9 protein-coding genes are annotated in these 12,289 nt (G+C 67.9%); all 9 read left to right on the forward strand.

From position 1 onward, the window contains the following. The first annotated feature begins 4 nt into the window (after window positions 1–4). On the forward strand, window positions 5–757 hold the full coding sequence (locus tag IRT45_RS00750) for a thioesterase II family protein (protein ID WP_194803944.1): 753 nt from the start codon (window positions 5–7) through the stop codon (window positions 755–757). Continuing rightward, window positions 754–2,052, forward strand: a complete 1,299-nt coding sequence (locus IRT45_RS00755; RefSeq protein ID WP_194803945.1) for a polyketide synthase — start codon at window positions 754–756, stop codon at window positions 2,050–2,052. The genes IRT45_RS00750 and IRT45_RS00755 overlap by 4 nt, the downstream gene beginning before the upstream one ends. Continuing rightward, window positions 2,045–5,089: a nocobactin polyketide synthase NbtC gene (nbtC, locus tag IRT45_RS00760; RefSeq protein ID WP_194803946.1), complete on the forward strand. Its 3,045-nt coding sequence runs from the start codon at window positions 2,045–2,047 to the stop codon at window positions 5,087–5,089. Before IRT45_RS00755 ends, nbtC begins: the two co-directional genes overlap by 8 nt. 76 nt (window positions 5,090–5,165) lie before the next feature. Continuing rightward, window positions 5,166–6,143, forward strand: coding sequence for an ATP-binding cassette domain-containing protein (locus IRT45_RS00765; RefSeq protein ID WP_228533226.1), 978 nt, complete (start codon window positions 5,166–5,168; stop codon window positions 6,141–6,143). Continuing rightward, on the forward strand, window positions 6,140–6,925 hold the full coding sequence (locus IRT45_RS00770; RefSeq protein WP_194803947.1) for an ABC transporter permease: 786 nt from the start codon (window positions 6,140–6,142) through the stop codon (window positions 6,923–6,925). The genes IRT45_RS00765 and IRT45_RS00770 overlap by 4 nt, the downstream gene beginning before the upstream one ends. 35 nt (window positions 6,926–6,960) lie before the next feature. Next, window positions 6,961–7,770, forward strand: a complete 810-nt coding sequence (locus IRT45_RS00775) for an ABC transporter permease (protein ID WP_309240743.1) — start codon at window positions 6,961–6,963, stop codon at window positions 7,768–7,770. 153 nt (window positions 7,771–7,923) lie between these two features. Beyond that, window positions 7,924–9,243, forward strand: a complete 1,320-nt coding sequence (locus IRT45_RS00780) for a lipase family protein (RefSeq protein ID WP_194803949.1) — start codon at window positions 7,924–7,926, stop codon at window positions 9,241–9,243. Between the two features lie 102 nt (window positions 9,244–9,345). Next, window positions 9,346–10,662 carry a lipase family protein gene (locus tag IRT45_RS00785; RefSeq protein WP_194803950.1) on the forward strand — a complete coding sequence of 439 codons (1,317 nt, stop codon included), beginning with the start codon at window positions 9,346–9,348 and terminating at the stop codon, window positions 10,660–10,662. A 255-nt stretch (window positions 10,663–10,917) separates the two neighbouring features. Beyond that, window positions 10,918–12,072 carry an alkane 1-monooxygenase gene (locus tag IRT45_RS00790; RefSeq protein WP_228533227.1) on the forward strand — a complete coding sequence of 385 codons (1,155 nt, stop codon included), beginning with the start codon at window positions 10,918–10,920 and terminating at the stop codon, window positions 12,070–12,072. Window positions 12,073–12,289 lie beyond the last annotated feature (217 nt).

The raw sequence follows: 12,289 nt of genomic DNA on the forward strand, positions 1-12,289 counted from the left end.
GAGCATGGCAGCAGCACCCGGTTGGATCCGGCAGTTCCACGCACCGCGCGGCGCGAGCGCACCGCTGATCATCTGCCCGCACGCGGGCGGCGGCGCATCGACCTACCGGCCCTTCTCGAAGCAGTTGCGCGACCATTTCGATGTCGGTGTGCTGCAGTACCCCGGCCGCCAGGACCGCGCTCGCGAGGCCGCGCTACAGACGCTGCCCGAGATCGCCGAGGGCGCCTTCGACGAATTCGCGCTCTCCCCATGGAATCGCGACGAGCCGATCACGGTGCTGGGCCACAGCATGGGGTCGATCGTGGCCTTCGAATTCGTGCGCATCGCCGAATCCGAAGGAGTTCCGGTGCGATTGCTCGCGGTCTCGGGTGCCGTGCCCCCGGGACGGGTCGCCGAGATGCCCGGCCATCCCACCGAGGACGAACAGTTGCTCGACCATATGGCCGGACTGGAGGGCACCGGCTCCGATCTGCTCGGCAATCGTGAGCTGATGCGGATGGCGCTTCCGGCGCTGAAGGCCGACTACGCCGCCTTCGACCGCTATTCCTGTCCGCCGGACGTGCGCGTGCAGGCCCCCGTCCAGGCGATGGGCGGCAGCGACGACGACTACGTCACCATGGGCGACCTCTACGGCTGGCAGCAACACACCGAATCGCACCTGCGGGTGGCGATGTTCGACGGTGGCCACTTCTACCTGCACGACCACGTCGAGGGCATCGCGGAACTGCTGGTCGCGGAAATGGAGACCACATCATGAGCGACGCGGATCCGATCGTCGTCAGCGGCTTCGCCGTCGAGGCGCCCGGCGGTATCGAGACGCCCGGACAGTACTGGGCGGCGCTGTCGCAGGCGCGCGATCTGACCGGGCCGTTCCCGCGCGACCGCGGCTGGCCGCTCGCCGAACTGCTGAACCTGTCGCGCCACGAAGGCTGGGCGCCCGTCTGCGACGCCGGCGGATTCCTCGATCGCGCAGCGGAATTCGATCCGACGTTCTTCGGCATCACCCCGCGCGAGGCCGTCGCGATGGATCCGCAGCAGCGGGTGGCGCTGCGGGTGGCCTGGCGGGCGCTGGAGAACGCCGGCATCGATCCCGCGGCCGTCGACGGTGACGAGGTGGGCTGCTATATGGGCGCCTCACCGACCGAATACGGGCCACACGGCGCCGAGGTCAACGACTACTCCGGCTACCGCGCGGCCGGCGCCGCGCTCGGGGCGGTGGCGGGACGGATCTCCAACTGCCTCGGTCTCGGCGGCCCGTCGATCGTGGTCGACACCGCGTGTGCCTCGTCCCTGTCGGCGGTGCACATGGCGGCGGCGGCGATCCGCGCCGGGGAATGTGACTGGGCGCTGGCCGGAGCGGTGTGCGTGATGGGTTCGCCCGCCGCGTTCTTCGAATTCTCCAAGAACAACGCGCTGGCCGCGGACGGGCAGTGCAAACCGTATGCCGATGCTGCCGACGGCACGCTGTGGGGTGAGGGCGCGGGCGTTCTGGTACTCGAACGCGAATCGCGGGCCCGTGCGGCCGGCCGCCGGATCTACGCCCGGGTGCTCGCCACCCGGGTCAATCACAACGGCGCGGGGGCTCCGATCGCCGTGCCGAGCAGCCGCGCGCAGGAGCGGCTGATCCGCGCGACCGTGGCCGCAGCCGGTATTTCGCCCGAGGTCGTCGGCATGATCGAAGGACACGGCACCGCGACCGCGGTCGGAGATCCGCTGGAACTCGAGGCGCTGGACCGCGTCTACGGATCGGGGTCCGCGCGCCTGGGCTCGGTGAAATCGAATCTGGGCCACGCCCAGGCGGCGGCGGGCATGCTCGGCCTGATCAAGGTGCTGCTCAGCGGTCTGCACGGACAGATCGCGCCGACCCGCTTCGCCGACGATCCGACCGGCAAGGTGGATTGGGACGCGACCGGCTTGCGGCTGGCCGCGAAACTCGAGGACTGGCAGCCGCACGACGGTGTGCGCTACGCGGCGGTGTCGTCGTTCGGCGTCTCGGGCACGAATGCCCATGCGCTGCTGGCCGTTCCGGCCGAAGAGGAGAGTCATGTCTAGCTACCGCCTGCCCGACGGCAGCGTTGCGATCCTGCTGTCCAGCGACAACCCGGATCTGCTGGGATCGGAGGCGGCCGCGATCGCGGACTACCTCACCCGCCATCCCGAGGTGACGCCGGATCGCGTGGCCGACATGCTGTTTCGCACCCGATCGCCGCGCCGTCACCGCGCCCTGGTCATGGCGGATGCGCAGACCGATGTGATCGCCGCGCTGCGTGCCGTGGCCGAGGGCCGGGCGCATCCGGCGGTGGTGCGCTCGGGGCGCGCCGCGACCGCGCAGCGCGTGGCGTACGTCTTTCCCGGTCAGGGCAGCCAGCGCCCCGGCATGGGGGCGATGCTCTACGAGCACTCATCGGCCTACCGCGACGCAGTCGACGAGTGCGACAAGGTCTTTCACGATCTCTACGGCTGGTCGCCGCGCGCCTATCTGCTCGAGGCCGACCAGCAGGCCGACGACAAGGCGCTGACCGTGCAACCGGCACTGTTCATGCAGATGGTCGGTGTGGCCGCGATGTGGCAGGCCGCCGGGGTCGCCCCCGGGGTGACGGTGGGGCATTCGCAGGGGGAGATCGCCGCCGCCTATGTGAGCGGGGCCCAGACCCTCCGGGACGCGGTTCGGATCGTCACCACCCGGGCGCAGATCGTCGACAGCATGGAACTGACCGGTTACTCGATGGCAGTACTCGGCGTCGACCGGGACGAATGCGAAGACCTGATCGCCCGGCAGGCCGATTTCGTCGAACTGTCGGTGATCAATTCCCGGCATATCATCGCGATCTCCGGTGAACGCACCGCCGTGGTCGATATCGTCGAAAATCTCAATGCCGCAGGGAAATTCGCGAAAGAGATCCGGGTGCAATATCCCGCGCACACCTCCTTCGTGGCCACCGCGCGTGAACCGCTGTCCGGCACGGTGAGTTCGGAGATGGACAATGCGGCGTTCCTCGACGCCGATATCGAGTGTTTCGGAGCAACCTTCGGCGACCGGCTGCACTCCGGACTGTCGATCGTGGACTACTGGTACCTGAATCTGCGCAACCGCGTGCGATTCGACCTGGCCGTCAAGAAGGCCGCCGCCGCCGGCGCGACCACCTTCGTCGAGATCTCCGAACATCCCACGCTGATGCTCGCGATTCAGGAGAACCTGAGCGAAATCCCCGGGCAGCGGGAATTCCAGGCGCTGGGCACCTCGCGCCGCACCGCCGAGGATCTGCGGGAATTCACCCGCAATCTGGCGACGGTCGCGGTGCACGACGCGAATTATCGATGGGAGGCGCTGCGCGAACCCGGAGACGGTGGTGTGCCCGCACTGCCACTGCTCGACTTCCCCAATACGCAGATGAGCGCCAAATCGCTGTGGGCGCCGTTCGATTACGCACGCGCCGCGCACAAGCCGCTCGCCGACAGCGATTCCGACGACTCGACGGTCGCCCCGCAGCGAGTGGTGGAAACCTGGACCCGGTTGCAGCGGCGAACGATGGTGCCGCCGCGGACCTTCGCGGTGATCGATCCGGCCGGCGCGAACGAAGACCTCGCGGCGGCCGTCCGCGCGGCCGCCCCGCGCCAGGGCGCCACGATCGTCGAGCCGGGGTCCGGCATCAGGCCGGACACCGTGGTGGTGCTGGTCCCGCCGTCGTCGGCGGACGGGCCCGTACACGACGTCGCCGAATTCCTCGGCGCCCGAGCGTGGTTGGACGACCTGGACGGCATCGGCGATATCTGGCTGGTGACCAGCGGCGGCGAACAGGTCGTCGAATCCGATCTGCCGGATCCGTTCCATGCCGCGGTGCAGGCCGGATTCCGTTGTCTGGCAGCTGAACACGTGGGCATCGCCTTCCGGCATGCTGATCTGGGCGCCGGGGTCGACGCCACCGCGGCCGCCAAGGCGCTGCTCGGTGCGATCCACATCGCGGCGGAACCCGAACTGGCCGTGCGCAATGGCGGCTTCTACGCCAAACGGCTGATCCTCGACGACACCGCGGGCGATGCCCCGTGGCGCGCGGAGGAATTGCGCGAGGTCGTGATCGTCGGTGGCACCGGCAAACTGGGGCTGGACTTCTGTGCGCAGTTCGCCGCCGCGGGCGCGGGCCGGATCACGCTGATCAGCAGATCCGGCGGAACGGCCGCCGCCGGGGCGCGCATCGCCGAGATCGGAGCCCGATACGACACCGAGGTCGTCGTGCGGCGGTGCGACGCCGGTGACGCGGAGGCGCTCGGCGCCCTGGCGGCGGAATACGCCGCGAGTCCGGCGACCCTGATCGTGCACGCCGCCGTGGACTACGAGGCGGTGGCCGCCGATCCGGACCCGTCCACCATCCGCGCGGCGGCGGCCGCGAAATCAGTTGTGCTGCACAATCTCACGCGCCTCGTCCCGCGCACCGACGACGGCCGCATCGTGGTGTGCTCATCGCTGTCGGCCACGCTGGGCGGGCGCGGGCACATGGTCTACTCGGCGGTCAACCGGATGCTGGACGCGCAGGCCGCGCACTACCGGGCCGAGGGCATCCGATGCTCGTCGGTGCAGTGGGGGTTGTGGCGGGCGGTCGGTGCCGACCACGCCGAAGCGCTGGCCCGCATCAGCGGCACCGGGCTGTTGCCGATGGACCCGGCGGTGGCGGTCGCCGCCGGTTTCGCGCCGCGCGCGGCCAACGTGCTGGTCGCCGCCGCGCAGTGGGGAAGGATCCGGGACCTGTTCTCGGTCTTCGGTTTCGCGCCGCTGTTCGCCGAACTACCGGAAGACGAGCCGGAACCTGCGCCGCCGGTCGCCGAGCCCGCCGCCGAACCGGTGCCCGCCGCAGACGTTGCGGCCGTGCCACGCGATGTCGCCGACTCCGTGCGCGATGCGCTGCGCGTGGTGATGGGGCTGGAGCCCGATGAAGCCGTCGACGGCTCGGTTCCGCTGGTGGCATTGGGCCTGGATTCGCTGCAGGCGCTCGATCTCCGCAAGCGGGTCGAGGCCGAGTTGCGGCGGGATCTCCCCGTCACCGCCATCCTCGGCGGCGCCTCCCTCGATGAGGTGGTGGCGCTGCTCGGCTGATGCCGAAGCGGTGGAGTTCATCGAATGATCAAGTTAGCCTTACCAAAGTAATTGGGTGGGCGCTCGGACGGAGAGCATGGTGTCGAATTCAATGGGTGGTCCGGCGGATACGGACGACGCGATCGTCGTCGACGGTGTGGAGAAGACCTTCGGCGCGGTGCGTGCGCTGAGAGGTATCAGCTTCACTGCCCCCGCGGGCAGTGTGCTGGGCGTGCTCGGACCCAACGGCGCGGGTAAGACCACCACGGTGTCGGTGCTGTCGACGCTGATCCGGCCCGATGCCGGCCGGGCGCGGGTGGCCGGCTTCGACGTGGTCACCCAGGCCGCGCAGGTGCGGTCGTCGATCATGCTGACCGGGCAGTACGCGGCGCTCGACGAAATGCTCACCGGCCGGGAGAATCTGGTGCTCTTCGCCCGGCTGATGGGTATGCGGCGCAAGGCCGCCGCGCAGCGCGCCGACGAACTGCTGGAACAGTTCGCGCTCACCGAGGCGGCGCAACGACGGGTCGGCCAGTACTCCGGCGGTATGCGCCGGCGCATCGACATCGCCTGCGGGTTGGTACGCCCGCCCCGCGTCGTATTCCTCGACGAACCCACCACGGGCCTGGATCCCGTCAGCCGCCAGAGCCTGTGGGCGCTGGTGCGCTCGCTCAAGGAACAGGGCGTGACGATCCTGCTCACCACCCAGTACCTCGAGGAGGCGGATGCGTTGAGCGACAACATCATCGTCGTCGACAAGGGCACCGTGATCGCCGAGGGCACCGCCGATCAGCTCAAGGCCCGCTCCGGCGACAGTTACTGCGAGGTCGTTCCGGTCGACGCCGCGGATGTGCCGGCCGTGGCCGCCGCGTTGGCGAACCTGGGCGAGGTCACCATCGCCGAATCGCAGGACCGGGTGTCGGTGCCTGCGCCCGGCGGCGCGGTGACGCTGTCGGAGGCGCTCGACCGAATCAACACCGCCGGAATCGAATTGATCGACATCGCGCTGCGCCGGCCCTCCCTCGACGAGGTCTTCATCCAGCTGACCAAACCGGCCGAAGAGGTATCGGCATGACCGCGGCGACCACCGAAACGCCGGAACTGTTCCGGGTTCCGGCCGGTCTGCAGTGGTCCGCGCTGAGCGGGCGCATGATTCGCAGCGCCCTGCGCGAAGGCGATCTCGTGCTGGCCTTCGCGGCGCCCGTGGTGTTCTTCGTCTGCTTCTATGTGCCGCTGCGGCATTCCATGGAAGCCGGCGGTATCGACTACGCCCAGTACCTGCTTCCGCTGATCGCGGTCTTCGCCATGTTCTTCACGTCCATGTTCGCCGGTGACCGGGCGGCACGAGAGGTCGTCGGCGGTATGGCCACGCGGTTGCGGGCGATGCCGGTGCCGCCCTGGGTTCCGGTGACCGCGCGGATGTCGGCGAATCTGGTGCGGGCCGTCGCCGCCTTCGCGGGGGCGCTGGTCATCGGCACGGCCTTCGGTTTCCGGTTCCACAGCGCGGATTCCGCGCTGGTCTTCGTGCTGGTGGTCCTGGCTTTCGGCGCCACCCTGGTGATCGCCACCGATGCGCTCGGCACCATCACCCGCAACAGCGAACTCAGCGGCACCGTCTTGTTCGGCCCTCAGCTGCTGCTGGTGATGACCTCCACCGGATTCGTTCCGGTCCACGGCTTCCCGGGCTGGATCCAGCCGTACGTGCGCAATCAACCGGTCTCCCAGATCACCGACGCGCTGCGCGGACTGGCCGCGGGGGAGTACACCTCCGAACTCGGCGTGGCCGCGATCTGGATCGCGGTGCTGCTGGTGGTGGCCGCGGTCCTGGCAGTACGAGCGGAAGGGCGCCGGGGATGAGTGAGGTGACCGGAATGTCCCCGATAGGAACACCCGTGAGCGAGGTGGCGACGGTCGATTCTCCCGTGCTGGGCACGCGGATCGGCGATCTGGGGTCGCAGACTCTGGTCGAGACCGGCCGCCTGTTGCGGCGCTGGTCGCGGCAGCCGGAGGTGATCACCAGCACGCTGGTGCTGCCGATTCTGCTGCTGCTCATGTACGACTTGGTGCTGGACAAATCCCTCGGCGCCACCGGCGGCGCCGACCCGATCTACGGTTTCGTGCCGATGATCGCGGTCGCCGGAGCCATGTACGGCGCGATGGGTACCGGCATGTCGTTGTACGCCGAGCGGGAAAGCGGTCTGCTGCGCCGGTTCTGGGTGCTCCCGACGCATCGCTGGGCCGGACTGTCCGGCCGGCTCGCCGCCGAATGCGCCCGCGCGCTCGCGGCGACGATCGTGGTCGTCGCCGTCGGTATGGCGCTGGGCCTGCGTTTCCAGCAGGGCTGGGGCGGTGCGATCGGCGTCCTGCTGGTGCCGGTGATCGTGATCGCCGGATTCACGCCGCTGGTCGTCGCGGTCGGGGTGAGCAGCGCCGGCGACAAGGTGGTGCAGTTGTTCGCGATCGTCGTACTGGTCGGCATGTTCTTCAATTCCGGATTCGTACCGGTGCAGAACTATCCGGGCTGGTTGCAGCCGGTCGTGCGGGCCCAGCCGATGAGTTGCGCCATCGAGGCGATGCGCAACTTCACTCTCGGTGGTCCGCTTGTGGTTCCGGTGTTACAGACCCTCGCATGGTCGGCAGGGCTGATCGTGGTTTTCGGCGCCGTGGCCATTCGCGGTTATCGGCGGGCCGTTCAGAGTTGACCGGTCCGCTCCCCGACAACTTGTTAGCCAGTCGTTAGCGAGACACGCCGACTGTCATTCTGATTCACAGAAGATCGATCCGTCTTTTTCGGTACTGTCGAGATCCGTTTGTTCGTTCCGATAGGCATCCCGAAGCTCAGGAAAGGACGAATCGTGCGGAGCCGGATTCGCAGTTGTACCGCTGTCTTGTTCGGAGCTCTCATCGCAGTCGCGGGCGGAATGGTTTCGGCGCCGCATGCCTGGACACAGCCGCCGGCGCAGGCCGCCGCCGATGATTTCTACGTTCCCCCGGCGCCGTTGCCGCCGGGTCCGCCGGGAGCCATCGTACGAGCCCAGCCCGCATCGTTGCTGCTTTCGGCGCCCGGGCAACCGGGCGTCGTCCCGGCGATCTCGACACGCATGATGTATCTCAGCACCGACACGCACGACACGCCGACCGCGGTGACGGGCACGTATCTGCAGCCGCTGCTGCCGTGGACCGGTCCCGGTGATCGCCCGCTGGTCGCGTACGCGGTCGGCACGCAGGGCCAAGGCGATCAATGCGCGCCCTCGAAAGTGCTCTCGCAGCTCGTCCAATATCAGCCGCCGTTCGACGTCATCGCCGAATACGATGTGTTGGCGCTGTATTCGCTGCTGTCGCGCGGGATGGCCGTCGTGGTCACCGATTACCACGGGCTGGGCACACCGGAAATGCACGACTTCCTGAATCGCAAAGCGCAATCCTATGCGGTACTGGATTCGGCGCGGGCCGCGCAGCAGTTGCCGAACAACGGCCTGGGGCCGCGGCCGCCGGTCATCGCGTACGGCTACTCCCAGGGTGGTATGGCCTCGGCCGGTGCGGCCGAAATGCAACCGAGCTATGCGCCGGAGCTGAATATGCGTGGCGCGTACATCGGCGGGCCGGTGGTGGATCCCGAATATTTCATCGGCTTCAACGAGGGCCAGCCGAGCCTGTCCGGTGCGGTCGGCTTCACGCTCAACGGCATCGCCGCCGACTATCCCGAAACCCGTCCGGAACTCGACGCCGAACTCAACGACGCCGGCAAGGCGCTGATGCGCGACGCCGCGGGCAAATGTGCCATCGCGGTGTCGATCGACAATCCGCAGCGGCAGACGGCCCAGTTCACTTCCAGCGGACAGCCACTCACCACGGTGATCGACCGCTCCCCGGCGTTGAGCCAGGCCTTCGCCGATCAGCGCATCGGTGGCGGCACGCCGTCGGCGCCGGTGCTCATCGCCTCGGCGAGGAACGACGAGGGTGCGCCGTTCGCGCCCATCCGAGATGTGGCCGCCGCGTGGTGCAGTCGTGGCGTGCCGGTGCAGATGGACGCGAACTCCCAGCTGCCACCGATTTCCGGTGTCGTCGGCACCCACGATCTCGCGTTCTTCCCGTCGTTGGCGGCGTCGCAGATGTGGCTGACCGATCGGCTCGCGGCCGCGCCCGCGGCCAGCAATTGCGCCGCGTTGCCGTAGCGGCCCGTGCCCGGGTGGGCGACACACACCCACCCGGGCCGCTGATGTTCGATCGCTCGACGCTCGACATATATCCGCCGAAAGCGCAGGGAAGGATCGATCGTGAGGGGCTTGATCCGCAGATGGAACGCAGTTCTGTTCGGCTCACTCGTCGTCATCGCGGGCGCGGCGATCTCGGCGCCACCCGCGTCGCCGCAACCGGCTACGCAGGTCGCCGCCGATGATTTCTACATGCCGCCGCCGGTACCACCGATGCCCCCGGGCGCGATCCTTCGTGCCCAGCCGGCCGCGCTGGCGATGTCGGCGCCCGGCCAACCGGGTGTCGTGCCGGCGGCGTCGACGCGAATGATGTATCTCAGCAGCGATACTCACGACGCTCCGACCGCTGTGGTGGCGACCTATCTGCAGCCGACGCTGCCGTGGACCGGCCCGGGCGAACGTCCGCTGGTCGCATACGGAGTCGGCTCTCAGGGGCAAGGCGATCAGTGCGCGCCGTCGAAGGTGCTGCCGCAGCTGGCCCAGTTCCAGCCGCCGTACGACCTCATCGCCGAATACGACGTCATCGCGCTGACGTCGTTGCTCGCGCGCGGTATGGCCGTGGTGCTGACCGATTATCACGGGCTGGGCACACCCGATGTGCACGACTTCCTGAACCGGAAAGCGCAGGCATATGCCGTACTCGATTCCGCGCGTGCCGCATTGCAGCTGCCGGGCACCGGACTGAATCCGCACTCGCCGGTCATTCTGTTCGGCTACTCCCAGGGTGGCATGGCCTCGGCCGGCGCCGCTGAACTGCAGTCCAGCTACGCGCCCGAACTGAACGTGCGCGGGGCCTACATCGGCGGGCCGATCGTCGACCCGGAAAGTTTCATCGGCTACAACTACGGCCAGACCGGTGTCGGATCCTCCGCGCCGTTCACCCTCAACGGCATCGCCGCCGACTATCCGGAAACGCGTCCGATTCTCGATGCCGAAATCAACGATGCCGGTAAAGGACTGATGAACGACGCTCTCGGCAAGTGCGCCATTGCTGCGTCGGTGGACATTCAAATACGGCGAATAACGCAAATCACCAATAGTGGAGAACCTCTCACCGCGGTCATCGACCGGTCTCCGGCGCTGAAAGCGGCATTCGACGAGCAGCGCATCGGAACCATGGCGCCCTCGATGCCGGTGCTCATCGCCTCGGCCGCGAACGACGAGGGCACGCCGTATCCGCCGGTTCGTGCCGTGGCCGCCGGTTGGTGCGCCGGTGGTACTCCGGTTCAGCTGGACGCGAATCCGCAGCTGCCCGCCGTCACCGGCGTTGTGGGTACCCACGACCTGGCCTATTTCCCGTCGCTGGCGACGGCGCATTCATGGATGACCGATCGGCTGGCAGGGCTGCCTGCGCCGAGTAATTGCGCCGCTCTGCCGTAGCGACATTCGCGCACGGTCCGACCGACGCCGCCCGCCGACCGGGGTGGGCGGCGTCGTGTCGTGTCATGCCGGAAACTCCGGCCCCGAAATTCGCTGCCATACTTTCTCGATTTCGGGGTATCTGCACGTCGGTAGGTCTTTTTCGGAGATCTGTGGACAGCCGGGATCGAACGGCTACTCTGAATATTTCAGGCCTACGCCGCTTCCCGCGGCCGCATTCTCCATCTGGTGTGACTCCTGGATAGCGAGAAGTACATGGCGATCTTCGAACAATCCCGAGCCCGCGACCCCAAGCGCTACCTTTGGATGCTGGGGTTGATAGCACCGGCCTGTGCCCTGCTCCCCGGGCCGCTGGTGGTCCTCACCGGATCGCCGGTGTTCTGGTGGATCGGGCCGATCATCGTTTTCGGGGCCATTCCGTTGCTGGACTGGGCGATCGGGAACGACGGCAGCAATCCGCACGACGAGGACTACGAAGCACTCTCCAACGACCGCTACTACCGTTGGTGCACATACCTGTTCCTGCCGATGCAATTCTTCGGCCTGTTCGTCGCGGGCTTCCTGTGGGCGGACACCGTGCTGTCGTTCGTCGACAAACTAGGCCTCACCATCACACTCGGGGTGGTGTCGGGCATCGGCATCAATGCCGCGCACGAACTGGGCCACCGGTCCGAGCATCTGGAACGATGGCTGTCGAAGATCGCGCTCGCGCAGTCCGCGTACGGGCACTTCTTCGTCGAGCACAACCGCGGCCACCACGCCCGCGTCGCGACCCCGGAGGACCCGGCCAGCGCCCGCTTCGGCGAGTCCCTGTGGGTATTTCTGCCGCGCAGCATGTTCGGCGGGCTCCGCTCGGCGTTCCGCCTCGAACGAGACCGGCTCGCACGCCGGGGTAAGCGGTGGTTCAGCCACGAGAATCATCTTCTGCAGGCCTGGTCGATGAGCGTCGTGCTGTTCGGCGCGATGATCCTGTACTTCGGTCCGCGTGTGATTCCGTGGCTGGCCTTGCAGGCGTTGATCGGCGCCCTCCTGCTCGAGACGGTGAACTATGTCGAGCACTACGGCCTGCTGCGCGCGCGGCGCGCCGACGGCACCTTCGGGCGCTGTTCGCCGCGCGACAGCTGGAACAGCGACAGTCTGGTCACCAACATCTTCCTGTTCCATCTGCAGCGCCACAGCGACCACCACGCGAATCCGGGCCGCCGCTACCAGACCCTGCGCAGCGTCGACCAGGCGCCACAGCTTCCGATGGGTTACGCCGGGATGGTCCTGCTGGCCGCGGTGCCGCCGCTGTGGCGTGCGGTGATCGATCCTCGGGTGCTGGCCCACTACGGCGGTGACCGCAGCCTGGTCAACGTCAAACCGCCACGCAAACGGCCTGTCGAGGGAGCCGGCGATCTCGCGCGCTGATCCCGTCCGCGATCCGCCGTGCCGCGCCGCAGCGCGGATTTGCGACGTGCTCGAGGGATTGGCCGTGCCGAGCACCCTCCAGCGGTTACTCTCGATGATCGAGACGTTCTCGCACGAACGTTGTCGGATAGGCCCACGCAAACCTCGAGCCGGATCGGTTGTCGCCGGTGATCAGGGAGGAGCCGTTCGCGATGGTGATGTTCGAGTCGACGAAACG

Origin of the sequence: Nocardia sp. BSTN01, from assembly GCF_015354405.1 — a bacterium.
Classification (GTDB): Bacteria; Actinomycetota; Actinomycetes; order Mycobacteriales; family Mycobacteriaceae; genus Nocardia.

Coding starts and splice junctions, on each gene's coding strand:
- IRT45_RS00770 (WP_194803947.1), top strand. CDS start 6,140: ATGACCGCGGCGACCACCGAAACGCCGGAACTGTTCCGGGTTCCGGCC.
- IRT45_RS00790 (WP_228533227.1), top strand. CDS start 10,918: ATGGCGATCTTCGAACAATCCCGAGCCCGCGACCCCAAGCGCTACCTT.
- IRT45_RS00755 (WP_194803945.1), top strand. CDS start 754: ATGAGCGACGCGGATCCGATCGTCGTCAGCGGCTTCGCCGTCGAGGCG.
- IRT45_RS00750 (WP_194803944.1), top strand. CDS start 5: ATGGCAGCAGCACCCGGTTGGATCCGGCAGTTCCACGCACCGCGCGGC.
- IRT45_RS00765 (WP_228533226.1), top strand. CDS start 5,166: ATGGTGTCGAATTCAATGGGTGGTCCGGCGGATACGGACGACGCGATC.
- nbtC (WP_194803946.1), top strand. CDS start 2,045: ATGTCTAGCTACCGCCTGCCCGACGGCAGCGTTGCGATCCTGCTGTCC.